Annotated in this window: 23 protein-coding genes; 6 read left to right on the forward strand and 17 right to left on the reverse strand. The window is 61.6% G+C overall.

Annotated features, from left to right (window positions below; all coding sequences use genetic code 11):
* Together ACFORG_RS10465 and ACFORG_RS10470 are read left to right on the forward strand one after the other, a co-directional pair.
* On the forward strand, positions 1 to 384 hold the full coding sequence (locus ACFORG_RS10465) for an ExbD/TolR family protein (protein WP_386735370.1): 384 nt from the start codon (positions 1 to 3) through the stop codon (positions 382 to 384).
* Positions 381 to 1,406: a TonB family protein gene (locus ACFORG_RS10470; protein WP_386735371.1), complete on the forward strand. Its 1,026-nt coding sequence runs from the start codon at positions 381 to 383 to the stop codon at positions 1,404 to 1,406. The genes ACFORG_RS10465 and ACFORG_RS10470 overlap by 4 nt, the downstream gene beginning before the upstream one ends.
* 4 nt (positions 1,407 to 1,410) lie before the next feature.
* On the opposite strand, the gene ACFORG_RS10475 is transcribed toward ACFORG_RS10470, so the two are convergent.
* Together ACFORG_RS10475 and ACFORG_RS10480 are read right to left on the reverse strand one after the other, a co-directional pair.
* Positions 1,411 to 2,217, reverse strand: a complete 807-nt coding sequence (locus ACFORG_RS10475) for a crotonase/enoyl-CoA hydratase family protein (protein ID WP_386735372.1) — start codon at positions 2,215 to 2,217, stop codon at positions 1,411 to 1,413.
* Between the two features lie 33 nt (positions 2,218 to 2,250).
* Entirely contained in the window at positions 2,251 to 3,399 is a 1,149-nt protein-coding gene (locus ACFORG_RS10480; protein ID WP_386735373.1) for an aromatic ring-hydroxylating oxygenase subunit alpha, read from the reverse strand.
* Positions 3,400 to 3,493: 94 nt separating this feature from the next.
* Here ACFORG_RS10480 and ACFORG_RS10485 point away from each other — a divergent pair, with 94 nt between their 5' ends.
* The 4 genes from ACFORG_RS10485 to pdeM all read left to right on the forward strand — a co-directional run bounded on the left by ACFORG_RS10485 (position 3,494) and on the right by pdeM (position 9,448).
* On the forward strand, positions 3,494 to 4,090 hold the full coding sequence (locus tag ACFORG_RS10485) for a TetR/AcrR family transcriptional regulator (RefSeq protein ID WP_386735374.1): 597 nt from the start codon (positions 3,494 to 3,496) through the stop codon (positions 4,088 to 4,090).
* A gap of 53 nt (positions 4,091 to 4,143) precedes the next feature.
* Positions 4,144 to 6,159 carry a CocE/NonD family hydrolase gene (locus ACFORG_RS10490; RefSeq protein WP_386735376.1) on the forward strand — a complete coding sequence of 672 codons (2,016 nt, stop codon included), beginning with the start codon at positions 4,144 to 4,146 and terminating at the stop codon, positions 6,157 to 6,159.
* A gap of 181 nt (positions 6,160 to 6,340) precedes the next feature.
* On the forward strand, positions 6,341 to 8,743 hold the full coding sequence (locus ACFORG_RS10495) for a ligase-associated DNA damage response DEXH box helicase (protein WP_386735378.1): 2,403 nt from the start codon (positions 6,341 to 6,343) through the stop codon (positions 8,741 to 8,743).
* 42 nt (positions 8,744 to 8,785) lie between these two features.
* Complete coding sequence (pdeM, locus tag ACFORG_RS10500; RefSeq protein WP_386735380.1) at positions 8,786 to 9,448, forward strand: ligase-associated DNA damage response endonuclease PdeM; 663 nt, start codon at positions 8,786 to 8,788, stop codon at positions 9,446 to 9,448.
* Here the strand turns inward: pdeM and ACFORG_RS10505 are convergent.
* The 15 genes from ACFORG_RS10505 to bchE all read right to left on the reverse strand — a co-directional run bounded on the left by ACFORG_RS10505 (position 9,445) and on the right by bchE (position 25,209).
* Positions 9,445 to 10,137: a LytTR family DNA-binding domain-containing protein gene (locus tag ACFORG_RS10505; RefSeq protein ID WP_386735381.1), complete on the reverse strand. Its 693-nt coding sequence runs from the start codon at positions 10,135 to 10,137 to the stop codon at positions 9,445 to 9,447. The genes pdeM and ACFORG_RS10505 overlap by 4 nt on opposite strands.
* A 150-nt stretch (positions 10,138 to 10,287) precedes the next feature.
* Positions 10,288 to 11,190 (reverse strand): bifunctional methylenetetrahydrofolate dehydrogenase/methenyltetrahydrofolate cyclohydrolase FolD, encoded by a 903-nt coding sequence (gene folD / locus ACFORG_RS10510; RefSeq protein ID WP_386735382.1) that lies wholly within the window; start codon positions 11,188 to 11,190, stop codon positions 10,288 to 10,290.
* A gap of 172 nt (positions 11,191 to 11,362) precedes the next feature.
* Positions 11,363 to 13,039 carry a formate--tetrahydrofolate ligase gene (locus ACFORG_RS10515; RefSeq protein WP_386735383.1) on the reverse strand — a complete coding sequence of 559 codons (1,677 nt, stop codon included), beginning with the start codon at positions 13,037 to 13,039 and terminating at the stop codon, positions 11,363 to 11,365.
* A gap of 273 nt (positions 13,040 to 13,312) precedes the next feature.
* Complete coding sequence (locus ACFORG_RS10520; RefSeq protein ID WP_386735384.1) at positions 13,313 to 13,888, reverse strand: MOSC domain-containing protein; 576 nt, start codon at positions 13,886 to 13,888, stop codon at positions 13,313 to 13,315.
* Positions 13,889 to 14,016: 128 nt separating this feature from the next.
* Complete coding sequence (gene ftsH / locus ACFORG_RS10525; protein ID WP_386735385.1) at positions 14,017 to 15,933, reverse strand: ATP-dependent zinc metalloprotease FtsH; 1,917 nt, start codon at positions 15,931 to 15,933, stop codon at positions 14,017 to 14,019.
* 89 nt (positions 15,934 to 16,022) lie between these two features.
* Positions 16,023 to 17,267 (reverse strand): tRNA lysidine(34) synthetase TilS, encoded by a 1,245-nt coding sequence (gene tilS, locus ACFORG_RS10530; RefSeq protein ID WP_386735386.1) that lies wholly within the window; start codon positions 17,265 to 17,267, stop codon positions 16,023 to 16,025.
* A gap of 4 nt (positions 17,268 to 17,271) precedes the next feature.
* A complete protein-coding gene (ybgF, locus tag ACFORG_RS10535) occupies positions 17,272 to 18,099 on the reverse strand; it encodes a tol-pal system protein YbgF (protein ID WP_386735387.1) in 828 nt (275 codons plus the stop codon).
* Positions 18,100 to 18,105: 6 nt separating this feature from the next.
* Positions 18,106 to 18,645, reverse strand: a complete 540-nt coding sequence (pal, locus tag ACFORG_RS10540; RefSeq protein WP_386735388.1) for a peptidoglycan-associated lipoprotein Pal — start codon at positions 18,643 to 18,645, stop codon at positions 18,106 to 18,108.
* 80 nt (positions 18,646 to 18,725) lie between these two features.
* Positions 18,726 to 20,057 (reverse strand): Tol-Pal system beta propeller repeat protein TolB, encoded by a 1,332-nt coding sequence (tolB, locus tag ACFORG_RS10545; RefSeq protein ID WP_386735389.1) that lies wholly within the window; start codon positions 20,055 to 20,057, stop codon positions 18,726 to 18,728.
* Positions 20,054 to 21,205, reverse strand: a complete 1,152-nt coding sequence (locus tag ACFORG_RS10550; protein WP_386735390.1) for an energy transducer TonB — start codon at positions 21,203 to 21,205, stop codon at positions 20,054 to 20,056. The genes tolB and ACFORG_RS10550 overlap by 4 nt, the downstream gene beginning before the upstream one ends.
* A 9-nt stretch (positions 21,206 to 21,214) precedes the next feature.
* Entirely contained in the window at positions 21,215 to 21,688 is a 474-nt protein-coding gene (gene tolR, locus ACFORG_RS10555; protein WP_386735391.1) for a protein TolR, read from the reverse strand.
* A gap of 3 nt (positions 21,689 to 21,691) precedes the next feature.
* A complete protein-coding gene (gene tolQ / locus ACFORG_RS10560; RefSeq protein WP_386735392.1) occupies positions 21,692 to 22,387 on the reverse strand; it encodes a protein TolQ in 696 nt (231 codons plus the stop codon).
* A gap of 107 nt (positions 22,388 to 22,494) precedes the next feature.
* Complete coding sequence (gene ybgC, locus ACFORG_RS10565; protein WP_386735393.1) at positions 22,495 to 22,890, reverse strand: tol-pal system-associated acyl-CoA thioesterase; 396 nt, start codon at positions 22,888 to 22,890, stop codon at positions 22,495 to 22,497.
* A 130-nt stretch (positions 22,891 to 23,020) separates the two neighbouring features.
* Entirely contained in the window at positions 23,021 to 23,593 is a 573-nt protein-coding gene (bchJ, locus tag ACFORG_RS10570) for a bacteriochlorophyll 4-vinyl reductase (RefSeq protein ID WP_386735394.1), read from the reverse strand.
* Positions 23,590 to 25,209, reverse strand: coding sequence for a magnesium-protoporphyrin IX monomethyl ester anaerobic oxidative cyclase (gene bchE / locus ACFORG_RS10575; RefSeq protein WP_386735395.1), 1,620 nt, complete (start codon positions 25,207 to 25,209; stop codon positions 23,590 to 23,592). The genes bchJ and bchE overlap by 4 nt, the downstream gene beginning before the upstream one ends.
* Between the last annotated feature and the right edge of the window lie 78 nt (positions 25,210 to 25,287).

Genomic DNA, 25,287 nt, shown 5'->3' on the forward strand with positions numbered 1-25,287 from the left:
ATGGACCTGAGTGATCCCCCCCGCCGCCAGCCACGCGAATCCATCGTGCCGATGATCAACGTTGTCTTCCTGTTGCTGATCTTCTTCCTCATGACGTCGAAACTGGCCCAACCCGACCCGTTCGAGGTTAGCCCACCCAAAGCCGCGAGCGAGGCAGAGGTCGAAGCGGAGCCGGTGCTGTACGTGAGCCGCGACGGTGAAATCGCGTACAACGATCTGCGCGGGGCCGCAGCGATTGGCGCGCTGTCAGGTCAGGCAGAAGACGCAACGGTGATCCGGCTGAGGGCGGATGCCCAACTGGACGCGTCAAAGCTCGCCGCGATCCTGCGCGACCTGTCGTCGGCGGGCCTTGTCCGGGTCGAGCTGGTGGTGACGACGAAATGAGACGCGTTGTCGAACTGGCCGTGTTCACGGGCCTTGCAATCCTGTTCCACGTTGCGCTGTTCGCGCAACCGCCCGACGAAGGTGCCGAGGCCGGTGGATCGGGGGGCGAGGCTCTTGTGTCGCTACAGGCCGCTGACGCCACCGTGACCGACATGGTTGCGGCCTGGCAGCGCCCCATCGACCGACAGCCGCCGCCCGAACCGGAACTTGCGCCGATCGAGGCCGAGAGTACCGCGCCGAACCTGCCCCGGCTGGACCTTGCCGAAGCGCGACGGGCCGAGATGAGGTTGGCCGCGATGCCGCCTGCAGAGACCGAGACGTTGGATTTCGATGCCCCCAAGGCGCCCGTACGGCCCCGCGCGCAAATGCCCGAGATCGCACGCCCCGATGCGCCCGAGACCTCGCTTTCGCCCGACATGCCGCGACCGGAGACTACGCGACCCGAACGTTCTGTCCCGCCGAAGACCGTTCTGACACAGCCGCAAGCGGAAGCCTTGGAGATTGAAACCGAAGCCGCCGAGCCGCCCCCGTCGGACGCCGCGCCCGTAACGTCAGTGCGGCCCCCCGAACGCCCCGCGCCGCAACCAAGAACCGAGCCGAGGCCGCAACCCCAGACCGCGCGCAAGGCCGAGAAAACGACGACGGGCACCGCGGCACAGCGTGCGGCCGGATCGGGTGGCAGCGCGCAGGCCGGCAATGCCAGAAGCGCTCGCACGGCGACACTGTCGAAAGGCCAGCAGGCCAAGCTGCAGGCTGTCTGGGGTGCCAAGATCCGCGCACGCATTGAACGTGCCAAGCGCTACCCGCGCGGGACCAATGCATCGGGGCAGGTCAGCCTGGCCATCTCGATTGGCAGAGACGGCCAGCTGCAGGGCGTCAGCATTCGCCGGTCTTCCGGCAATGGCGCATTGGACAAGGCGGCGGTCGATGCCGTGCGTCGCGCGGGTCGTTTCCCCGCCGCCCCGAAGGATCTGCCAGGCAACAGCTTTGCCTTTTCGCTCGCGATCGTGATGAAGCGCTAGCGGATCAGATGTTGGTGAAATCTCCGTGGCGTCCGGCGCCATCCCGGAAACGTCCAGCGCCCGCGGTTCCTTCCCTGCGGATCGCCTCGAGGCCGTTTGCCCACTCGACCTTCAGCGCCTCGCGGACCGGCAGGCCGCGTGTCTCGATGATGGTCCGGCGATCGGCGCGAACGGCCTCCTGCGGGAAGCGCGCAATCTCGCGGGCCATCGCCTCGGCCGCTTCGCGCGCGGCGCCATGCGGTACGACCTTTTCGGCCAGCCCGATGCGATAGCATTCTTCGGCTTCGACCTTGCGGCCCGTCATCGCGATTTCAAGCGCCTTGCCCTGACCCACGAGACGCGGCAAGCGCACCGCGCCGCCATCCATCAGCGTGATCCCCCAGCGGCGGCAGTAAACGCCCAGATAGGCGGTTTCCGCCATCACGCGGATGTCGCACCACAGGGCAAGCTCCATGCCACCGGCGACGGCGGCCCCTTCGATGGCACCGATCACAGGCTTGTTGAGCTCCATCCGCGACGGGCCTAGAGCGCCGGGGCCGACCGGGGCCGAACCGACGGGAAACTTGTGCGCGTCGAAATAGGCATCGCGTTTGACCGGGTCGGCCAGCGATGCGGCAAGCTTCAGATCCCATCCAGCGCAGAAATTGTCGCCCTTGCCCCAGAAAACGGCAACCTTGGCGTCGCTGTCGTCGAAGGCCTGAAAGGCATCGACCAAGGCATGCGCATGTTCCGTGTCCACGGCGTTGCGCGCTTCGGGACGATTATGGACGATCGTCCAGATATCGTCGTCTTTCTCGATTTCTACAGTCATGCGTTCCTCCCTGAGAATTATGATGCGCCCGCGTCAACCCGTGAGCATTTCCTCGACGACGAGGTTGAAACGGTTCAGTGCCCCTTCGAACCGCCCGAAAAGGTGGCTCGGGTTGCCGCGTGAGGCGAAACCGGCCTGGATTTCCTCGCCGAGGACGAAGTCCTCCATCAGTGTCACGTGGGTGATCTGGTGGTTTTTCTGCCAGTGCTTCTGCATCTCAGGCGTATCGGGCGAGTCATTTGGCACCAGCGTGGCAAGACGCAATGCGGTACGGCCTTCGGAGAGCGGTTCACTGTTGATCCAGACGATGTGATCCTGCTGCACCAGCATCTGGGTGGTGGGCATCAACGTGTAGAGCACGTTCGCGTCCTGACGGATTTCCCACTCGGTTTCCGGCTTTTCGTCCAGCTCCATCATTGAACTACGCGGCAGGATCGAGCGCATGTGCGGCCCGAACATCCGGTAGGTCGACAGGTTGTCGGGAAAGTGCGGTGCGATCGTCGCGGCATGCGCGACGCGGAAATGGTAGGCTTCGATCCCGCCTTCGACGAGCACCTTCCAGTTGGCCGCAATCTCAACCGTTTCCTCGACCGCGATCTTGTGGTTCGCAAGATCAAGCCAGTCCATGTCCGATGCAATTTCGCCCAACCAGGCGTCGATATCCAACGATGACCCATCGTCGGGATTAGCGACGACCCAGATGAACCCGTGCGCCTCGGCAACGGGCAGGCGGCGCAGCCCGCGCTCTGCGCGCGGCAGGTCGGGAAAGCCCTGCGCCTCCTGAGGGACGGCGCGCAGCTCGCCCTTATTGGTCCAGCTCCAGCCGTGATAGGGACACGTAAAGACCCGCTTGCACCCGGAGCTTTCACGCTCAAGTTTTGCGCCGCGATGTCGGCAGACGTTGAGAAATGCGCTGACCTCGCCATCGTCGTCGCGCACCAGCAATACCGGAAGCCCCATAACGTCTCGGGCGAGGAAGGCGCGCGCGCCTTCCAACTCGCTCGAATGCGCCGCGACGATGGGCTTGCGCCGAAAGATCGTGGCGCGCTCGCGCTCGAACCGCTCAGCGCTCGAATAGCGCGAAATCGGCGAATGCGCGATCGTATCGTCCAGATAAGCCGACTTTTGTTCGGCCAGCCCGATGATTTCCTTGATCAGGCCCAGTTCCTCGGTTCGGTCCATGGCGTCCTCCACCCGCTCGCTTACCATATGGTAAGTACCTACCGACTGGTAAGCCGTCAATGATTCTGTATGGTGTCGGGAAAGGAGAATCGCGATGTCGCAACAACCCAACCCCCGCGAGAGGTATCTTGCGATCGCGACCAGCGCCTTTGCCGAGACCGGCTACCATGGCGTCAGCCTTGCCCGGCTGGCCGAAACCGCGGGCGTAACCAAACAGGCGCTTCTTCATTTCTTCGGTACGAAAGAACGGCTATATACCGAGATCCTGACCGCCTTGGCCCAGCGGTTGTCGGCCAAGATCGACGAGATAGAAGCCCCCGACGCCGAGACGCGGCTTGTCGCCTATTTTGACGCGCATGCAGCAGGCGCATTATCGCAACCGGATGATGCAAAGCTGGTGATACGCGCGCTGCTGGACAGTGATGCGGCAGCTCGGATCTGGCCGATGAAACCCTATCTCGAAAAACTCGTGAATCTCGCGCTGTTGACCAGACGGTGGCGCGGCGCGGACAAGCGCGAGGTGCTGGCCGGTCTCTACCAGTTGATCGGGTCAATCCAGTATTTTGCAATCTCGAACCCGACGCTGACCGGAATGTACGGCGATACGGCGTCGACCACGCTGGCCGAGCATGTCACGCGAAACGTCCATGACGCCGTCAAGCTTTTCGCCTATGGAGAGAAAATCGACTGAATGAGCGCGGCAAGACAGGCCGCGCAACCGGCCCAAGGAACGGAGCGCAGACCATGCCGCAGATCGCCATCCGCACCGAGTTTCCGCGCAAGACACGCGAAATCGAAAATGTCTGGATTCCCATGCCGGACGGGACCCGCCTTGCCGCACGTATCTGGCTGCCCGAGGATGCCGAGGAAAACCCTGTGCCGGCGATCCTGGAATACCTTCCCTACCGCAAGCGCGATGGAACGGTCGAGCGTGATGCCCTCACCCATCCCTATTTTGCCGGTCACGGTTATGCCGGGGTGCGCGTCGACATGCGCGGAACCGGCGACAGCGAGGGGATCTGCCTTGGCGAGTACTTGTTGCAGGAACAGGACGACGCGCTGACAGTGATCGAATGGCTGGCCGCGCAACACTGGTGTTCGGGCAAGGTCGGCATGATCGGCATCAGTTGGGGTGGCTTCAACGGATTGCAGATCGCTGCACGCCAGCCCGAAGCGCTCGGCGCGGTCATCACCCTTTGCTCGACGGATGATCGCTATGCCGATGACATCCATTTCATGGGCGGTGCGGTCCTTACCGACAAGCTGGCCTGGGGCGCAACGGCCTTCGCCATCGCCAACACCCCACCCGACCCGGCCATCGTTGGCGAACGCTGGCGCGACATGTGGATCGATCGGCTGGAGAACAACGGCCTGTGGATGGTGGACTGGTTCCGCCACCAGCGGCGCGACGAATTCTGGCGGCATGGTTCCATCTGCGAGGATTATGACGCGGTCAAGGTGCCTGTCTATGCCGTGGGCGGCTATGCCGATGGCTATACCAATCCGATCTTTCGCATGATGCAGAACCTGACCTGTCCGCGAAAGGCATTGGTGGGACCTTGGGCGCACAAATACCCGCATTTCGCGACCCCCGCGCCGCGCATCGGCTTTCTGCAGGAGTGTCTGCGCTGGTGGGATCAACACCTCAAGGGCTTGGACACGGGTATCATGGACGAGCCGATGGTCCGGACCTGGATACAGGAACCTGCCGCGCCCAGCACCGTCGCGACCGAACGGCCCGGACGGTGGGTGTCTGCACCGAACTGGCCTACGCCCGGGTCACGCGTGAGCAGTTGGCACGTAAACCCGGCGGGCCTGTCTCAAGAGGCCGCGCCAGCCAACCCAATCACGCTTGCCTGCCCTGAAACCGCGGGAATGGCGGCGCAGACATGGTGCATTTATGGCGTCGACGCAGACGGACCGATGGACCAGAACCTCGAATCCGGGCGCATGCGCTTCTTCGACACGCCCCCCCTTGAACAGGACATGCAGATCATGGGGTTCCCCATTCTGCATACGAGTGTCGCAAGTGACGCTGACCAGGCGAACCTGGCCGCGGTTCTGTCGATGGTTGCTCCAGACGGAAAGGCGACCCTCATCAGTTTTGGCGTGCTTAACCTGACCCATCGCGACGGACACGCCGAGCCCAAGCCTTTGCCGATCGGACAATCGGTGCCGGCGCAACTCCAACTCAACGTGATCGGTCAGCGGGTACCAGCCGGATACAGGTTACGGCTGCAACTCTCGCAATCCTACTGGCCCCTGATCTGGCCCTCGCCGCGGCGGGTGCAATTGACGCTGACCGAGACGCGGCTCGACCTTCCCCTGCTCGCCGAAGAGGCCGGACCGGACCTGCCCGCGTTCGCCCGGCCCGAGGGGGCGGCGCCGTTGCAGACCGAAGAGATCGAAGCAGGCCATTCATCGCGGACCCACTGTATCGATTGTACGACCGGTGCCGAAACGCACACCCGATCCTCGGACACCGGGCGTCTCCGGCATGTCCATACCGGGATCGAGGTGCATTACGAGAACGAGGACAGCTTTACTATCCATCCCGACCACCCGAACAGTGCCTCTGGCACATGCAGATGGGCAAAGCACTATCGCCGCGGCGATTGGATCGCCGAGCTAGATACATCCGTGACGGTTCGCGCCTTGCCTGACGCGTGGCACATTACCGCCACGCTAGAGGCGCGCGATGCGGACGGCATAGTCGTGACCCGCGAATGGGACGAAACCATCCAGCGCGACCTTGTTTGAACGTTAACGGCAGCAGGGCCATTTTGCTTTGGAGCAGGAGTGGTTTGACTGAGCCAAGTCATTGCATGGTGTGACCTCGAGAAGTGATTATGGCGTGTCGTTGCGGTGTTTCCCGAACGCGGGATTTCCGTTAAGGCACGCACCCTACCCTGCCGTCACGCCTGTGCTAGGTCGCACCCCCATGCAAATTCCCGCCCAGATCATCGATTGGTTCTCTACCCGCGGCTGGGCCATTCACCCCCATCAACGGGCCCTGTTCGACCGCGCTGACGCGCCGGCGACACTTCTCATCGCGCCGACCGGCGGCGGCAAGACGATGGCGGGTTTTCTGCCGACACTGTCGGAGCTTGCCGACGGCGGTCACGAGGGGCTGCATACAATTTACGTCTCGCCGCTCAAGGCACTGGCAGCCGACATCCGACGCAACCTGACGACCCCGGTCACCGAGATTGGATTGCCCATCCGTATCGAGGACCGGACCGGCGACACCCCCGCAAGCCGTAAGAAGCGTCAGCGAGCCGACCCGCCGCATATCTTGCTGACGACGCCTGAAAGCCTGGCCCTGCTGACTTCCTACGAGGACGCCCCGCACATCTTTTCCGGGCTGCAGCGGGTGGTCGTGGACGAAATCCACGCACTCGCCGAAAGCAAGCGGGGCGATCAACTGATGCTCGCGCTGGCGCGATTGCAAAGCTTGCGCCCCGGCCTGCGGCGAGTTGGCCTTTCTGCCACGGTCGAAGATCCTGCTGCGATTGCCCGCTTTCTGGCACGGCACCCGGATCCGTGCGAAATTGTCGAGGCCGACCCCGGCCCCGATCCGGATATCGCGATGCTTCAGATCGACGAGAAACCGCCCTGGTCGGGCGGCGGCGCAGCATATGCTATCCCAGCCGTTCTGGAACAGGTGCGCAAGCACAAGACGACGCTCATCTTTCATAACACGCGCGCGCAGGCCGAGATATTCTTTCACAACCTCTGGCTTGCCAATGACGAGGGGCTGCCCATCGGCATCCACCACGGCTCGCTCGACCGGGTTCAGCGCGAGCGTGTCGAGGCGGCGATGGTCAGGGGCGAGTTGCGCGCCATCGTCTGTACCGGCAGTCTCGACCTTGGAATCGACTGGGGCGATGTCGACCTCGTGATACAGATCGGTGCGCCCAAGAACGTAAAACGGCTGGTGCAACGGATCGGTCGGGCCAACCACCGATACAACGCGCCGTCAAAGGCCCTTCTGGTGCCTGCAAACAGGTTCGAAGTTGTCGAATGCGTCGCTGCGCTTGAAGCCGTGAAGGCACATGATCTGGACGGCGAACCGCGCGGCACCGGCCCGCGCGACGTGCTATGCCAGCAGATCCTGATTACCGCGGCGGCCGGACCGTTTGACGCCGACACGCTCTATACCGAAGTGACCAGCGCCGGCCCCTACGCCACGCTGACGCGTGCGGGGTTCGATGCCTGCCTCGATTTCGTGGCAACCGGCGGCTATGCGCTGCGTGCCTATGATCGCTGGCAGCGGTTGCTGCAACGCCCCGACGGGATGTGGCAATTGCGCGATCCCCGGGCGTCGCAGCGGATCCGAATGAACATCGGAACGATCCAGGACACCGATACACTCAAGGTCAGACTGCGGCGCAACCGGGGTGGCAAACCACTGGGCGAGATCGAGGAGGGTTTTGCCGCCTCGCTGACGCCCGGCGACACCTTCCTGATCGGCGGCCAGATTGTGCGATACGAGGGGCTGCGCGAAATGGTGGTCGAGGTCACGCGACGCGCCGACAAAAAGCCCAAGATCGCCACGTTCATGGGCACGAAATTCGCGACCTCGACGCAGTTAAGCGCCCGTATCCTCGACATGTTCGCGCAGGATAGCTGGCCACAACTGCCCGCCCACACAGCCGAATGGCTGGCATTGCAGCGCGAGGTCTCGCAATTGCCCCAGCGCGGGCGGCTGCTGATCGAGAGCTTTCCCCATGACGGGCGCGAACACCTGTGCGTCTACGGGTTCGCAGGCCGGAACGCGATGCAGACACTGGGCCTGTTGCTGACGAAGCGGATGGAGGAAACGGGGCTGGCCCCGCTCGGTTTCGTCGCCACCGATTACGCCACCCTGATATGGGGCCTCGACGCGCCGTCCGATCCGACACCTCTTTTCGACATTGACGCCCTACGCAACGGTCTGGAGACGTGGCTTGCGGGAAATGCCGTGATGAAGCGCACCTTTCGCGCCAGTGCCACGATCGCCGGCCTGATCGAACGAAACACAGGAGGCCAACGCAAGTCTGGGCGGCAGGCGACGTTTTCGTCTGATATCCTTTATGACACGCTGTTGAAGTACGATCCCGGTCACCTACTGATGCAGATCACGCACGAGGAGGCGATGCGCGGCATGGTCGATTTCGGTCGGATCGAAGAGATGATTACCCGTGTCGGCTCGCGGATCGACCTATTGCGTCTGTCTCGGCTGACGCCCCTGTCGGCGCCGCTGTTCCTTGAAATGGGGCGCGTTCCCGTGAAAGGCGCGGCAGAGGAAAGGCTGCTTGCCGAAGAAAGCGCGCGGCTTCTGACTGAGGCGGGACTGAGCTGATCCGCCTTGCACTGCCGGCACGGTTGCGGCAAGGAACGGAGCATGAACGGATATGACTTCTCCCTTGCCGGCGTAGACCTGACCGCGTTGGGCTCGGGCGCCCTTTGGTGGCGCGAGGCCGACCTTCTTTGCGTGTCCGATTTGCATCTGGGAAAATCCGAGCGTATCGCCCGGCGTGGTGGAACAACGCTTCCGCCATATGAAACCCGCGACACGCTTAACCGCCTTTCTGACGATCTCGAAAAAACCGATGCCAAGACCGTTATCTGCCTCGGGGACAATTTCGACGATCTGCACGCGGCCGAGGCGCTGACCGAACATGACCGGACATCGATTACCGTTCTGCAATCGGGGCGGCAATGGTTGTGGATCGAAGGCAACCACGACCCGGGACCGGTCGAGTTCGGGGGCGCGCACCTTGCGGAATACAGCAGGGACGGACTTACGTTTCGCCACATCGCACAATCGGGCGCGCAGGCCGAGATCTCGGGCCATTACCACCCCAAGGCGACCTTGCGCAGCCGTGGTCGCGCGATCAGCCGCGCAGCATTTCTTGTCGATGACGCAAGGGTCATTCTTCCGGCATATGGCACATATACCGGCGGGCTGCGATGCGACGATGCCGCGCTTTGCGCGCTGATGGGGCCGCGGTCAGTTGCCATCCTGACGGGGCCGACACCCGCGCCCATGCCGATGCCGCGCTAGATGACGCCTAGCCGTTCCAATTCGGGACGATACTTGCGACTCACCGGGACCAGATCGCCATTGCACAGGCGTAATGAAACGCGGCCCGATTGCCGCTCGACGCTTTCGATGGCTTTTTCGCTGACCCAGTGCGACCTGTGGGTGCAATAGCCGCGAACCGGCTCCATTTCGTCTATTGCATCGGAGAACCGCATGCGAATGACGTGGGTTCCCTCGGTCGTGACCACGCGAACGCTGTGATCCTCGACCGTCAAACGCAGGATCTCTCCCCGGAAATCATCCGCGAGCCTTCGCTTCAATCGTGGACTGTCTTGCGGCTTCTCAGCGGCGGCTGATGGCACGGCAGCTTTCAGTAGGATCATCCCGGAGGCGGCGATCACCCCGTAAGAGCCGATTTCAGTCAGGCCCGGAAATACGTTGCCTCGTGCGCTCCAAACGACAATGGCCACAAGGAGCCAGAGAAACGGTGTGAAAAGAACGAAGATGCCCAGCGCAATGGAAAGGTCATGCAGCATACGGTGTTGCGAGGGAAGGATCCGCGAAACGATCCTTTGCGCGGCCCCTGCCGATAGCGCGGCAAGGATCATAACCAGCAACCAGAAAACCATCAGACCAGGAAAAGACAATTGAACCACGTCAAACGGATCAACTGTCGCCGCCAGCGCGAACCCACATATGAAACCGGGCACCAGGACCCGTTGCAGAAAGTGACCGATACACAATTCCGGCCCTGAATTCATACGCTTCGCACTCGCCCCTTTACACCCGGAACTTGTATTAGCGTATCAAACTGACGCTGACAAACGTCAATCCGTAATCAGGTAAACTTGGCTCGCTGGTCAGGCGGTCAGCCCCTCGGGTTCCGGCAGGCCGTTGGCGCGGCAACAGGCCGTCAGCGTGTTGGCCAACAGGCAGGCGATGGTCATTGGTCCTACACCACCCGGTACCGGGGTGATCGCACCGGCGACCTCGGCACAGCTTTCGTAATGGCAATCTCCCACCAGCCGCGTTTTGCCTTCGCCCTTCTCGGGCGCGTCGACACGATTGATGCCGACATCGATTACTGTCGCGCCGGGCTTGATCCAGTCTCCGGGCACCATTTCGGGTCGTCCCACGGCGGCGACAACGATATCCGCGCGCCGCACCACGTCGGGCAGATCCTTGGTTCTCGAATGCGCAATCGTCACGGTGCAGCTATCGCGCAGCAACAACTGCGCCATCGGCTTGCCAACGATGTTCGAGCGCCCAACGACCACCGCCTCCAGACCGGACAAGTTGCCATGATGCTCTCTCAGCATCATGAGGCAGCCCAGCGGAGTGCAGGGCACCATCGCCTTTTGGCCGGTCGCAAGAAGTCCAACATTGGAGATATGGAAGCCATCGACATCCTTGGCCGGGTCGATCGCATTGATGACCAGATCTTCGTTCAGGTGCCCGGGCAATGGCAACTGCACCAGGATCCCATGTACTGCCGGATCGGCGTTGAGCTGTGCCACGAGGGCCAGCAACTCGTCCTCCGAAGTCTCGGCATCCAGCTTGTGCTCAAAGGAATTCATGCCGACTTCGACGGTCATCTTGCCCTTGGACCGGACATAGACCTGGCTGGCAGGATCTTCACCGACCAGCACGACAGCCAGACCGGGCGTGATGCCGTGATCCGCCTTCAAACGCGCCACATGCTCCGCCACACGCCCCCGCACATCGCCTGCAAAGGCCTTGCCGTCGATTACTTGCGCCACCATCGCGATTTCCTTCTTCGCATTCCACGGGACTTGCAGCCCCGGTTTCGAGTGTTTCTCCGCTGTCCGCCACATTGAAGCGATCAAGGGTCAGCGCCGCCGCGCCGGGCCGTAAGGTCCACGCGGCCGCGAGCGGGCAGGGCTCGATGCCCTGCCCGCTCGCCACGTGTCTGGCTCAGAACAGCCCTTCGATCTGGCCGGCCTCGTTCAGGCGGATATTTTCGGCCGCCGGTTTGCGCGGCAGGCCCGGCATGGTCATGATCTCGCCACAGACGACGACGATGAAGCCGGCCCCTGCCGACAGACGGACCTCACGCACCGGGACGGAGTGGCCCGTGGGTGCACCGCGCAGGTTGGGATCGGTCGAAAAGGAATATTGTGTCTTGGCCATGCAGACCGGCAAGTTGCCGTACCCCGCATCTTCCCATTCGCGCAGCTGGTTGCGGATTTTTTGGTCTGCCAGCACCTCGTCCGCGCGGTAGATCCGCTTGGCGATTGTTTCGATCTTTTCGAACAGAGACATTTCATCGGGATAGAGCGGGCCAAAATTCGCTGAGCCGGAGTCAGCCAGTTCCACTACCTTACGTGCCAGGTCTTCGGACCCTTCCGAACCAAGTTCCCAGTGGCGCGACAGGACCGCCTCGCAGCCATGGGTGCCGACATACTCCTTGACCGCGTCGATCTCGGCATCGGTATCGGTCACGAAGTGGTTGATTGCCACGACCACAGGCACGCCAAAGCTTTTCACGTTCTCGATATGGCGTCCGAGGTTCGCGCACCCCTTCTGCACCGCTTCGACATTCTCGGCACCCAGATCGGCCTTGGCGACACCGCCATTCATCTTCATCGCACGCACGGTGGCGACGATCACGACCGCCGAGGGTGCGATACCGGCCTTACGACACTTGATGTTCATGAATTTCTCGGCACCAAGGTCGGCACCGAAGCCAGCTTCCGTTACAACGTAGTCGGCCACTTTCAGCGCGGTTTTGGTCGCGATGACCGAGTTACAGCCATGCGCGATGTTGGCAAACGGCCCGCCGTGTACGAAAGCAGGGTTGTTTTCCAGCGTCTGAACGAGGTTTGGCTGCATCGCGTCCTTGAGCAAGACGGTCATCGCTCCTTCGGCCTTGATGTCGCGGCAATAGACCGGGCTCTTGTCGCGGCGATAGGCAACAATGATGTCGCCCAGGCGCTTTTCGAGGTCTTTCAGGTCGTTCGCAAGACACAGGATGGCCATGACTTCCGAGGCCACGGTGATGTCGAACCCGTCTTCGCGTGCAAAGCCGTTCGACACACCGCCCAACGACGAAGTGATCTGGCGCAAGGAGCGGTCGTTCATGTCGACGACGCGGCGCCATTGCACGCGGCGGGTGTCAATACCTTGTTCGTTGCCCCAATAGATATGGTTGTCGATCATCGCCGACAGCAGCGAATGCGCGCTGGTGATCGCGTGGAAATCCCCGGTAAAATGAAGGTTCATCTCTTCCATGGGAACGACCTGCGCATAGCCGCCACCCGCTGCGCCGCCCTTCATCCCGAAGTTCGGACCCAGAGAGGCTTCACGGATGCAGATCATCGCATTCTTGCCGATCCGGTTCAGGCCATCCCCCAGACCGACTGTCGTGGTCGTCTTGCCTTCGCCCGCTGGCGTCGGGTTGATCGCGGTGACGAGGATCAGCTTGCCGTCTTCGCGGTTCTGAACCGAGTCGATGAACCCCTGGCTCACCTTTGCCTTGTCGTGACCGTAAGGCAGCAGGTCGTCGGCGGAAATGCCCAGCCTTGTCCCGATTTCCTGAATCGGCTTCTTGCTGGCCTCGCGGGCGATTTCGATATCGGATTTATGGCTCATGCTGCGCAGTCCCTGGATTGGCGGTGCAAGATGATCGGCGCGATACGCCGACGTCGATCACTGCATAGCCTTGCCTTGCTTCGAGTTGGGACAGAATTGCGACCTTTCGACGTTTCGAAACGTCCAGATTGCGACTGAGATGTTCAGATCGGAAACCCCGAACGCCTCGCGGAAACCCGTATGGTGTCAAGTCTATGATCCGCCGCATGCGGAGAGGCGTTTGCTGAATCACCTGCAAGAGATACACGGCCCGGAAAGCAGACGGTTAAACGGTCACGGGGCCCAGACGCGTTGTTCCGGCACGAACAGACGCAACCGATCGCCCAGGGCAAGCCGACCGGCGCGCTCCACCCAGGCCGTCACGCCACGACGCCCCTTGGCGGCCTGCTTGAACTGCTTGCCGTGGCCCGGTTCGTCGGCTTCGATTTCGCGGGCGGGCAAGTGGCACGGCAAGTTCTCCATATCCACTGTAATCGTCAGACCTGACGGCCCTTGGAGCCGCGAGCCCGGCGGGACATGGGTAAAGTCGGGAATACCGCGCAGGATGATACTCGCCCCGAGCAGGGCCGGGTCCAACTGTTCCAGCCCGATCTCGGCACCGACCAGGTCCAGCTCTTCTCCCGACAGAATCGACAGCTGGCGGACGTTCCGGATTTCGGTGCCCTTGGGATACAGGTGCGTCACCCGCGAGCAGGAGGGGCGGACGGCCCCCTCGTGGCGTGCACCCGCGTCCCCGCCCAGCGTCAGGTCAAGCGAGACGACCGACTCGGCACGGATACCGCTGCCTGCTGGGACATGGCCCAACCAGATCACTTCGCCCGCGTATTGTGTTTCCGCAACGGTGGACATGGCCTCTCCCTACTCAGCTGTTCCTCTCCGATATCGTGCAACGGGCACATCGGGCAAGGCTTTGGTCAGGCCCCCAAACGAAAAGCACCGCGCAAATGCGCGGTGCTTCTATGTAATTGAAGATGGGATCAAACCGTCGGTTCAGGCTCCAACCCACTTTCGGGTGGTGTCTTCTTGGGTTTGGTCTTTGGGATGGCAGTAACACTCGGCGCATTGCCTTCGTCCGAGGTATCGTCACCGTCATCTCCGACATTGGGTGGTTCGCCCCGGATGACGCGCTTGATCTCGTCGCCGGTCAGCGTCTCGTATTCCAGTAGCCCCTGCGCCAGGCGCTCCCATTCTTCTTTCTTCTCCTGAATGATCGTGAAGGCTCGGTCGTAACCTTCCTGGATGAAGCGTTTTACCTCTTCCTCGATCATTTCCTTGGTGTGTGCCGAAACGGAGAAACCTGGCGTCTGGCCCGAGTAGCCTTCATGCGCCTCGGCATAGTCGATATTGCCCACCTTGTCGGACATCCCCCAGCGCAGCACCATGGCGCGCGCCAACTGGCTTGCCTGCATGATATCGCCGGCCGGGCCGTTCGAGACGTGATCGGGACCATACTTGATGATCTCTGCCGCCTTGCCCGCCATCGTCATCGCGAGTTTCTGTTCGCACTCGTCCTTGTGGAAATTCAGACGATCCATTTCGGGCAGCGAAACGACCATACCCAGCGCGCCACCGCGCGGGATGATCGTCGCCTTGTAGACAGGGTCGCAGAGCGGCAGCTCAAGACCCACGATGGCATGTCCGGCCTCGTGATAGGCGGTTTTCTCTTTCTGGTCCTGTGTCAGCACCATCGAGCGGCGCTCGGCGCCCATCATCACCTTGTCCTTGGCGTTCTCGAAGTCTTCCATCGTGACGAAACGCCGACCCACCCGCGCAGCCATCAGAGCTGCCTCGTTAACGAGGTTGGCCAGATCGGCACCAGAGAAGCCCGGCGTGCCGCGTGCGATGATGCGCAGGTCGACGTCGGGGCCAAGGGGCGTCTTGCGCGCATGCACGCCAAGAATCTTTTCACGGCCTTTGATGTCAGGATTGCCGACAGTGACCTGCCGGTCGAAACGGCCGGGGCGCAGAAGCGCCGGGTCCAGAACGTCCTTGCGGTTGGTGGCGGCAAGAATGATCACGCCTTCGTTTGCTTCGAACCCGTCCATCTCGACCAGCAACTGGTTGAGCGTCTGTTCGCGCTCGTCATTGCCACCTCCATAGCCGGCACCGCGATGGCGACCCACCGCGTCGATCTCGTCGATGAACACGATGCAAGGAGCGTTTTTCTTGGCCTGCTCAAACATGTCGCGCACACGCGATGCACCGACACCGACGAACATCTCGACGAAGTCGGAGCCCGAGATGGTGAAGAACGGCACGCCCGCCTCACCAGCAATGGCCCGAGCCAACAGTGTTTTACCAGTACCCGGAGGGCCCACCAGCAGCGCCCCTTTGGGGATCTTGCCGCCAAGGCGGGAGAACTTCTGCGGGTTGCGCAGAAACTCGACGATCTCTTCGAGTTCTTCCTTGGCTTCATCGATGCCTGCAACATCGTCGAAGGTCACGCGACCATGCTTTTCGGTCAGCATCTTTGCCTTGGACTTGCCAAAGCCCATTGCCCCGCCTTTTCCACCGCCTTGCATCCGGTTCATGAAATAGACCCAGACACCGATCAGCAGCAGGAAGGGCAGCAGCGTGATCAGGAATGACTGGAAGCCTGACTGCTGCTGTTTCTTTGCCTGAACAGGGATGTCGTTATCGATAAGCAGGGTGGTCACCTCGGCATCGCCGGGTTTGATGGTGACGTATTCCCGGCCATCGTTGCCGCGGAAACGGATCTGCTCGCCATCCAGGGTGACTCGGCTGACCTCATCCGCTTCGACGGCACTGACGAATTCCGAATAGGTCTTTTCCTGGCTTTGCAGGGTTCCGCCAGATCCGCTGAACAGGTTGAACAGAGCAAGGATCAGAAGGAACAGGACGACCCAGAAGGCGATGTTGCGTGCGTTGCCCAAGGAAACTCTCCTAAATCTCACGGCAATCAGTGCCCCGAATGGGGGCTCGTGCCGGCTAGGCTAGTAAAATAGAGATCATTGCCCGAGGTTCAATGCGATAAAAGGGATGCATAGAACTCTTCGTCGCCTCCGATCCGCCTTGCGCACCATCCGCAGGCGTTTCCTGCGCTTGGCGCGGCAAGAAGCCGCTCGCCCTTCCAGACCGACGGCGAAGACAACAATGCCTGCCTCGGGCGTCCGGTCTGTCGCCAGTCGAGACATTCTATCAATCCCTCTGGACCGAGGGCACGAATGACCGCACCGGGCGTCGAAGGGCCGGTAAGTGCCCATCTTCCATCCCAAACCTCGCTAACCGGAGCCTCCAGTTCCTTGACGAAGTGGTATTCACGGCAAATCCGGGCCGACCGTCCCTGCCGCAAGATCAGGCAATGGCCAAGCGCACCGGGCCGTTCGTGCCGGATGGCCTGCATAGCTTCGGCAACGGCCAAGCGACGTGGCCCATACTCTCCGCCACCGACCCATGTGACGCAATGCAGCAGCAAACGTCGCGCGATTTCTTCGGGCAGAGTGCGATACCCGCGCAGGTCGATCAAAACGTCGCCGGCATCCAGGCTGACAATGTCGCGCGCCGCGAGGAACACGTACCAATCGAGTGCGTCGCGCACCTGCGCCATGTTGCGCGCAACTTCCGACAGGCTCGCAACCGTGATTCCCAATGGCGCCAAGGAGGAGATGGCTTCGCGTGCCTTGATACGATCAAAACGGCGGTCGACATTCGACGGATCTTCAGCCCAGTCGATACCCCTTTGAACCAGGTATGACCTGAGTTCTGCTCTCGTCTGCTCTAGCAAGGGGCGGACAAGCGTGACACCATTCAGCGTCCGGCGAGGTGACATGGCCGCCAGTCCACTTGCCCCGGCGGCACGGCCCAATCTCATCAGAACCGTTTCCGCCTGATCGTCAGCGGTATGCCCCAAGGCAACCAATTCTATACCCTTGTCGAGGGCCCAGCCTGTCAACAGCGTGTACCGTGCCCTCCGTGCCTGATCCTGCATGTTGCCGGACCCGTCCCACCCTTGCCAACGCAATACAGTGTGAGACACTCCGAGCTGCTCGCAGAGCGTGCTCACATTCCGGGCTTCTTCCGCTGCCTCGGGACGCAAGCCGTGATCCACTGTCGCCGCGAGCAGCTCGACGCCTTCGCCAGCGAAAGCGCGGTGCAAGAGATCAAGCAGTGCGACAGAATCCCCGCCACCTGAGACTGCGACCCCGATCCGCTGTGGTGCCTGCGCTGGAAACCAGGTCCGCACGGCGGCGACGAGATCGTCGTCCATTGCCTCAGGTGCAGTTGAGGGTTGCCATTTCCTGCGTCGCCTTGGCGACGGCAGGCGCCCCGGGGAACCGGGCCGAGACTTCGCCAAGCGTCACGCATGCCTGGTCCACCTGCCCCAGACGGCCAAGTGCCGCCCCCAGTTGGAACAGTGCTTCGGCCGCGTTTGGTCCGCTCGGATCGCCGGTGAAACTGGCGAGATAAGCACGAGCTGCTTCGCGCGTATCACCCATGTTGTCGAGGGCGCGCCCGCGGTTCAAATGCGCCTCGGCCGCGAGTGGGCTGCCCGGATAGGCCGTATCGAACTCGGCAAAAAGGCGTGCCGCCTTGTCATATGAGCCTTCGGCCAGTGCCGCATTGGCCGCGTCGAACTGGGACTGCTCTGCAATCGCCAGCTGGCCGCCCTGCTCGACGTCCGGCTCTGGTGCCGGAGCCGCAGATGCGCCGGGCAATTCGCCGCCGCCAAGGGTCGTGCCTTCTGACAGAGACGCCAGGTCACAATCCGGCTCAAGCTCACACAGTCTGAATTCCAAGTCGCCCACGCGGTTCGTTCCATCTGCGACAACGCGGTCCACACGTTGGGTCAATTGTTCTGTTTGACGGGTCAGGCGTTGCAGCTCAGCTTCAATGGAATCGACGCGTTCCAGTACGGAACTGCCCGACAGGTTCGGATTGGGCGCGCCGGTTGTCGAAAACTCCCTACGCAGACGCTGGATCTCGACATTCAGTACCGTCAACTCCTGACGGATGTCGGCCAGGGTCTGGGTGTTGTCCTGAGCAGCGAGCGGTCCGCAGAGTACCAGTGCCAGACCAAGCGCACCAATCACCTTTCGCATCGTCAATTACCCCGTCAGACCCCCGGCCAGCACGGTCACCGCGCGGCGGTTCTTGGTATAGCACGCCTCTTCGGAGCAGATCTCGATCGGACGTTCCTTGCCATAGCTTACCGTCGTCAGACGGCTTGCCGGAACACCACGCAATACCAGAAACTCCTTTACCGCGTTCGCGCGACGCGCCCCCAAGGCAAGGTTGTACTCCCGCGTGCCCTGTTCATCGGCATGACCCTCGATGGTGGCGACGTAATCGCCATTCGTGATCAGCCACTGTGCCTGCTGCTCGAGGATCGCGCGGGCCTCATCCCCCAATGTGGATTGGTCGACGGCAAACAGGACCCGGTCGCCAATCGCTTGCTGGAAGTACGCGGGCGAGGCCGGATCCCCGACGAGGCCGGGTTGCCCGGTACCCGACGCCCCCGTACCGGTTCCTGCACCGCCAACGCCCAGATCATCCTGACCGGTTACGTTGGAACAGGCGGCCACCGACAGCAGCGCCAGTCCGGCCATGGCAGACCGCAACACGGCCCTTTTGCGCAATAGGTTCATCTCGGATCGCCTCGCAGCTTCGATGTTTCTTGTTTGGTGTCTTCTAACACATGGAAATCGGCATGGGAACGCGGCTGAACCTAGTCAAGCAAGGGTGACCAGGACGGGTCGGAACCGCCATCCGGCGTAGGAACAGGCCGCAGGTTCCGGCCCGAGATATCCACCGAATAAAGCTGTGACCGGCCCGCTGCGCCCTGGCTTTCACGGGTGAACATGATCACCCGGCCATTGGGTGCCCACGTCGGCCCTTCATCCAGGAACGACGCGGTGAGCAGGCGTTCCTCGCTGCCATCGGTTCGCATCACGCCAATGTGAAAGCGCCCCTTGCTCTGCTTGGTGAACGCTATGAGGTCGCCGCGCGGAGACCAGACCGGCGTGCCATAACGGCCCTGTCCGAAACTGATGCGCTCTGCCTCGCCCCCGCTTGCAGACATGATGTAGAGCTGCGGCGTGCCAGAACGGTCGCTTTCGAACACGACCCGGCTGCCGTCGGGCGAAAAACTCGGCGCGGTTTCGATGGACGGAGCATTGCTCAGCTTGCGAGACTGCCCACTGGCGATATTCATCGCATAAAGATCCGTGTTCCCTCCCGAGGACATGGAGTAGAGGATCGTCTGACCGTCAGGTGAGAACCGTGGTGCAAAGCTCATCGTTCCTTCCTGCGTGGGCAGGATCTGGCGCTGCACACGACCGACGTCTAACACATAGATCCGCGGGAAGCCGGTTTCGTAGCTGGTGTAGAGCACGCGATCACCGGTCGGGGAAAAGCGCGGCGCCAGAACGATCGACGAACTGTCGGTCAGGTACTGCACGTTGGCACCGTCGTAATCCATGATCGCCAGACGCTTGCGCCGCTCGCCCTTGGGGCCGCTTTCGGATACGAAGACCACCCTGCTGTCGAAATAGCCGCCCTCACCCGTGATCCGGCTGTAAACTTGGTCGGCCACCTTGTGCGCCATACGACGCCAGCCATCGGTGGTCCCAACGAATTGCAGCCCGTTCCCCAGCTCGACGCCCGAGAACACATCCCAGACACGGAAACGCACTGTCAACCGATCGCCGGAGACACCGACACCACCGGTTATCAATGCCTGCGCGTTGACCGCTTTCCAGTCGGCGAACTGGATCGGCGCGTCGAAGCTCGACACACGGCTGATATGCGCGTCCTTGGGAATCTCGCGGAACAAACCCGTACCGGACAGGTCGGCCGCGATCACCCGGGCAATCTGCTGTCCCATCTCGGTCGCAGCCGGACTGTCGGGCACGAAATCCACCACCGCGAAAGGCATCGGCTCGATCACGCCCTCGGTGATCTCCAATCTCAGCGGACCCTGCTGAGCGTGTACCGGCATGGGGCCCTGCGCGAACAGCGTCGCAGCGGCCAGAAGGAGGCTGAAGAAAAGTCTCGTCATCTGAATCGCATCCCCTCGGGGTTGAATGTCATCTCGATTTCACGCCAATGATCGTATTTCTCGACTGGCAAGTCATATCCTTTTGCGCCGCAGCGCAGAATCGCGCGGCGGGCCGCCTGAAACGCCTGCTCTGCCGCCGCACGAGACCCGCCCGAGAAGTCGATCATGCGGATCGAACCTTGATCCGGCGTTCCGTCCCGCGCCATGTTGACGCTAACGACAACGGTCGTACCCAACGCTTCGGTAGACAGCGAACCCACGTTCCAACAGCTTGAAACCGCCACTCGGAGGTTTTCCTTTTCGCCGGCGCTCATGGGCGGGCCAGTCGGCGCAGGTGCAACGGCCTGAGGCTGTTCCTCATTCGACGAACCTCCCAGTGCCTCGGCAAGCGCATCATTGATCGCTGCACTGGTATCCGGAACCGATGATGGCTCATCGGCCTGTACTGTCTGTGTCTGCTCGGCAGTGGTCGGGCGCGACGCTGGACGGGTCCGAGGCCGGATCGTGCTCTCTGGTGCTGCGCTGTCCGAGGTCTCTGTCGCTTCGGTCACAATCTGGTCTGTCGCTTCTTCCGGCGCGGTAGCCGACTGCTCTTCTCGTTCGGTCTCTGCCCCGGGCTCGGCCGTTACGGCCGGGGTCTCGACGTCGTCAGGCTGGGTATCGGGCTCTGGCGGCGCAACAGGAACCGGTGCGACCCGATCGACCGGACGCGGCTCTGGACGAATGGCCGGAGGGACCGGCAAAGCTGCGATTTCGGGCTCCGGCTCGGGTTCGGGAGGAGTAGGAACCTGTTCAACGACTTCTGGCTCCGGCTCCTCGGCTGCAAGTTCAGAGACGGATTCAGGGGGTGTCTCCGGTTCTGGCTGAGGCGTCGGCTCGGGTCGTGCGATCGGTTCGGGCGCAGGTTCCGGTTCGGGTTCTGGAGTGAACGTCTCCGGTTCCGGTTCGGGCGGCGTAATCGCTGCCGGCCCGTCTGTTACTTCCGGCGACGAACGCGGCGCTGTCATGGCAGCGAATTCCTCAGCGGAAATCACTGACACCTCCTGTACTTCGAAAGGCAGGGGTTCGGAGCGGAAGACACCGCCGAAGAGAGCCCAGCCGATCAGCGTCACGTGGGCAATGGCTGAGATCTTGGTCCCGGTTTGCAAACCGCTGCCTCACTCTCCCTCGCCGTCGAGCGTCGGCCCGCCGGTATCGGTGACAAGCCCAACATTCGAGAAACCGCCCGCGTTGAGCGCGCCCATGACTTGCATCACGGTGGCATAGGAAATCGCGCCATCGGCACGCAGGAAAACCCGGTCCGTGGTCCGTTCGGCCGCAACGGCGCGCAGCTTGGATACCAACTCTCCCCGCGCGACTTCGGTTGTCTGGATCTGAACCCGCCCCTCGGCGGTGATCGTAACTGTCAAAGGCTCTTCGCTTTCCGAAGACAAGGCTCCGGCAGCGGTCTTGGGCAGTTCGACTGGCACCCCCACGGTCAGCAACGGCGCTGCCACCATGAAGATGATCAGCAAAACGAGCATCACATCGACAAACGGCGTCACGTTGATCTCGGCCATTGGCTGCGCGCGGCGCCGATTACGGCCCCGGCGGCGGCCACCTCCCGAAGTATTCTGAACCGCGGCCCCCATCTCTCAACCGTCCAGCTGTCGCGAGAGAATCGTCGAGAATTCGTCGGCAAACGCCTCGTAGCCGCCCAGGATACGATCACTGTCGGCACTCAGCTTGTTGTAGTAAATGACCGCCGGAATCGCGGCCAAGAGGCCAAGCCCCGTGGCCAGCAACGCCTCGGCGATACCGGGCGCCACAACCGCGAGGTTGGTGTTCTGCTGTTCTGCGATCTCGATGAAGGCGTTCATGATACCCCAGACCGTGCCGAAAAGACCAACGAACGGCGCGGTGGAGCCTACTGTTGCAAGGACCGGCAAGCCCTGCTGCAGATCCTCGGCCTCTTTGGCAATCGCCACGTCCATCGAACGATCGATGCGCGATTGCGCCCCCGCGATCAGCCCACCATCGGTGCGGTGCGAACGTCTCCATTCGATCATTCCCGCGGCAAAGATGCGCTCGGCCCGGCCTGACGGCTCTGGCCCCAGTCTTTCGAACAATTCGTCAAGCGGGTTCCCGGACCAGAACGCATCATCAAAGGCCCGTGCCTCTCTCCTCGCTGAACGGTAGGTGATGTGTTTCTGGATGATGATTGCCCAGGCCCAGAACGAGGCCAGCACCAGCATCACCATCACCAGTTTCACGATCAAGGTTGCGCGGGCAAACAGCCCCCACATGGAGAAATCAATCTCCTGCGCAAGCGCCAGGGTTTCAGCTTCCATGAACCTGCTCTTTATATATCCGCCCACCCGGTTTTTCCGGGTTTCTTGGCCATCACGCTACCGCAACTCGACCGCGAATGCCAACAGAACCGCCAAAACGGTAGCCATTATTGAAGCGATGCGCGAATCTCTGCCGGAAGCCTGACCGGGCGGCCATCCTTGTTCATGCACACAGCCATCACCGTCGCACGAAAGATTTCCGTGTCCCCACGCCGGACGACCTGAACCATGGTCAGCCTGACACCCGATACCTCATGGACATCAGTTTCGACGACAAGCTCGTCTTCGAATTTTGCGGTGGCAAGGTATTCGGCCTCAATCTTACGAACGACCCAGACGATACCGGACTCGCGCATCGCATTCTGGTCATTGCCAAGTTGCCGGACATAATCGGAGCGTGCACGCTCGATGTACCGCAGGTAGTTGGCGTGATAGACGATCCCGCCCATATCGGTGTCTTCGTAGTAGACGGTGACCGGAAATCGATGCGTCTGTCGGGACACGATGCTTCCTCCGACATTTCAGCCCCAGACTGCGAAGGCGAACGCCCACGCGCAAAGGCCTTTAAGCAGGAAGCTTTTGAAATGTCCAACGCCGGGACGCCCAAATCAGGCCAGAACGGGACTGCTGGCATTACTCCGCCGACAGATGAAAGACAAAGTCGCAGCTCGCCGCCCCCATGGCGCAGCATCCGTGATGAGTGACACGCGCTTCACGATGAACGAGGCGACGAAACAATGCTTCGAATACGGAGCAGTGCCACGGGCATCCTGCCGTAGCCAGCGGATTTGCCTCGATCGAAAGGGTCAATTCCGGACGCGTCGAGACTGAAACCAGCCCGGATCCTGCAAAGGTCCAGGCATGGTTACGGATCGCCTTCAGCAGTAGTCGTGCCGAGAGTGCTTTGGGTAAAAGAGGCAGCGCCACGCAGGCCGCTGCCGGAATTCGATTGTCCAGAATGTATCGACCCGTCAGAAATCCCGCCCTGTGAAGGATCTCGTCCGCCTGTGTTGACGGCATTGCGGCCACGGCGCGCAACAGCCTCGACGCGCTTTCCTCTGCGACCATCCCATCTGGCGGCACATCTCGGAAAGCGTCGAGACCACTGGCAGAAAACAGGCGATCTGCCAGACTGCGCCCTCCCCACTCCAGAAGAGCGGCTTCGGTTTGCAGGATCGCGTTCGGGCCGACCCGGGACGCGCTCACCTTGACGTCTCTTTGACATCTGCCTCTGACCGGCTTGCCTTGCGCTCCAGCGTTTGGGCACGCACGGCGGCCTTTCGCTCTCTTGCTCGTTGGGCCTTGTCGGCCATGGCCTCCCAATCCGCCATCTGTGCCTCGGCTATCTGACGCGTTTCGTCGAAATGGAAAACGACCTTCTCCTTGGACTGCGGCCCCCAGTACCCGACCTTGCCGAGATCGTAGAAAGTGCGCGCAAAGCCCGCCTTGGCGAAGGCGCGCAAACAACCCAGCAGGTATTTCCGGCGGAAACCTGTGCCGCGCCACGGGTAATGGAATAGCGCCTTGATCATGTAGAACCGGCGATAGTTGTGCATCACCCGGTCCAGAAGAGTGGCCCGATCCATTGCTTTGGGTTTCATGATCGGGGTCACGAAATTGTACTTCTCGAAATCGAACACCTCGACCTTGTCGCCAAGCTCTCGGAACAAGGGCGTGAAAGGCCATGGCGTGTACATGGACCAGTTGGCCAGGTCCGGATTCCATTCCCGCGCGAAGCGATAGGTTTCCTCCAGCGTTTCTTCGGTTTCATTGTCGAGACCGACGATGAACTGCGCTTCGGTGAAGATATCCGCCTCGCGTAGAAGCCGGATCGCTTCGCGGTTCTCGGCAACCTTTGTTTCCTTGTTGAACAGGTCCAGCTTCAACTGTGCTGCCGCCTCGGTCCCAAGGCTGACATGGACAAGGCCAGCACGTCTCCACAGTGCCAGATCGTCCTTGTCGCGCATGATGTCGGTTACGCGAGTGTTGATCCCCCACTTGACCTTGTCTGGCAGGCCACGGGCGATCAGTTCCTCGCAGAATTCGACAAACTTGCGTTTGTTGATCGTCGGCTCTTCGTCGGCAAGGATAAAGAAACCGACACCATGATCCTCGACCAGGGACTCGATCTCGTCGACCACTGCTTTCGGGTCCCGCACGCGGTAGTCGCGCCAGAATTTCCATTGTGAACAGAACGAGCATGTAAAGGGGCATCCTCGCGCCAGGTTCGGAATCGCGACCCGCGTGTTGAGAGGTACATAGATGTACTTTTCCCACTCGAGCAGCGACCAGTCCGGCTTGATCCCGGCCAAGTCCTTGACCGTAGAAGCGGCAGGAGTTGCAACAATCTCATCCTCGTCACGAAATGCCAGTCCCTTGATCCTGCGCCGATCCCGGAAATAGCGCCCTTCATCCACGGCCCGAAGCAAATCGGCGACGATCTCCTCACCCTCGCCACGGACAATAACGTCGACCCAAGGCGCCTCGGACAGGACTTGCCGATACATGAAGGTCGCATGAACGCCGCCAAGCATGCAAAGGGCTTCGGGTACGACCTGTTTGGCGATCTGCAGGATCCGCTCGGCCTTGTAAATCGAAGGCGTGATCGCTGTCGTTCCGACAACGTCGGGTCCAAGTTCTGCCAGTTGGACCGCGATTTCCTCATCCTCCAGATGGTTCGTCATCGCGTCGATGAAATGGATATCGTGAAATCCCGCAGACCTGAGCGCGCCCGCGATATAAGCAACCCAAGCGGGAGGCCAATTCCCGGCGATCTCGGCTCCGCCGGAATGATAGTTCGGGTGGATCAGGACGATACGCATGGAAAACCCTCCGCAGTGTAAATCAAAGATTACACTTACTAACGGAGACCGAGTTGACACAGATCAACCACGGCCCTC

It is taken from the genome of Lutimaribacter marinistellae (genome assembly GCF_042648365.1).
Classification (GTDB): domain Bacteria; phylum Pseudomonadota; class Alphaproteobacteria; order Rhodobacterales; family Rhodobacteraceae; genus Lutimaribacter_A; species Lutimaribacter_A marinistellae.

Coding starts and splice junctions, on each gene's coding strand:
- tolB (WP_386735389.1), bottom strand. CDS start 20,057: ATGACGAGACTTTTCTTCAGCCTCCTTCTGGCCGCTGCGACGCTGTTC.
- ACFORG_RS10480 (WP_386735373.1), bottom strand. CDS start 3,399: ATGGACCGAACCGAGGAACTGGGCCTGATCAAGGAAATCATCGGGCTG.
- ACFORG_RS10485 (WP_386735374.1), top strand. CDS start 3,494: ATGTCGCAACAACCCAACCCCCGCGAGAGGTATCTTGCGATCGCGACC.
- pal (WP_386735388.1), bottom strand. CDS start 18,645: ATGAACCTATTGCGCAAAAGGGCCGTGTTGCGGTCTGCCATGGCCGGA.
- tilS (WP_386735386.1), bottom strand. CDS start 17,267: ATGGACGACGATCTCGTCGCCGCCGTGCGGACCTGGTTTCCAGCGCAG.
- ACFORG_RS10470 (WP_386735371.1), top strand. CDS start 381: ATGAGACGCGTTGTCGAACTGGCCGTGTTCACGGGCCTTGCAATCCTG.
- ACFORG_RS10490 (WP_386735376.1), top strand. CDS start 4,144: ATGCCGCAGATCGCCATCCGCACCGAGTTTCCGCGCAAGACACGCGAA.
- pdeM (WP_386735380.1), top strand. CDS start 8,786: ATGAACGGATATGACTTCTCCCTTGCCGGCGTAGACCTGACCGCGTTG.
- bchE (WP_386735395.1), bottom strand. CDS start 25,209: ATGCGTATCGTCCTGATCCACCCGAACTATCATTCCGGCGGAGCCGAG.
- ACFORG_RS10515 (WP_386735383.1), bottom strand. CDS start 13,039: ATGAGCCATAAATCCGATATCGAAATCGCCCGCGAGGCCAGCAAGAAG.
- ACFORG_RS10465 (WP_386735370.1), top strand. CDS start 1: ATGGACCTGAGTGATCCCCCCCGCCGCCAGCCACGCGAATCCATCGTG.
- tolR (WP_386735391.1), bottom strand. CDS start 21,688: ATGGGGGCCGCGGTTCAGAATACTTCGGGAGGTGGCCGCCGCCGGGGC.
- ybgF (WP_386735387.1), bottom strand. CDS start 18,099: ATGCGAAAGGTGATTGGTGCGCTTGGTCTGGCACTGGTACTCTGCGGA.
- ACFORG_RS10495 (WP_386735378.1), top strand. CDS start 6,341: ATGCAAATTCCCGCCCAGATCATCGATTGGTTCTCTACCCGCGGCTGG.
- ACFORG_RS10520 (WP_386735384.1), bottom strand. CDS start 13,888: ATGTCCACCGTTGCGGAAACACAATACGCGGGCGAAGTGATCTGGTTG.
- tolQ (WP_386735392.1), bottom strand. CDS start 22,387: ATGGAAGCTGAAACCCTGGCGCTTGCGCAGGAGATTGATTTCTCCATG.
- folD (WP_386735382.1), bottom strand. CDS start 11,190: ATGGTGGCGCAAGTAATCGACGGCAAGGCCTTTGCAGGCGATGTGCGG.
- ACFORG_RS10475 (WP_386735372.1), bottom strand. CDS start 2,217: ATGACTGTAGAAATCGAGAAAGACGACGATATCTGGACGATCGTCCAT.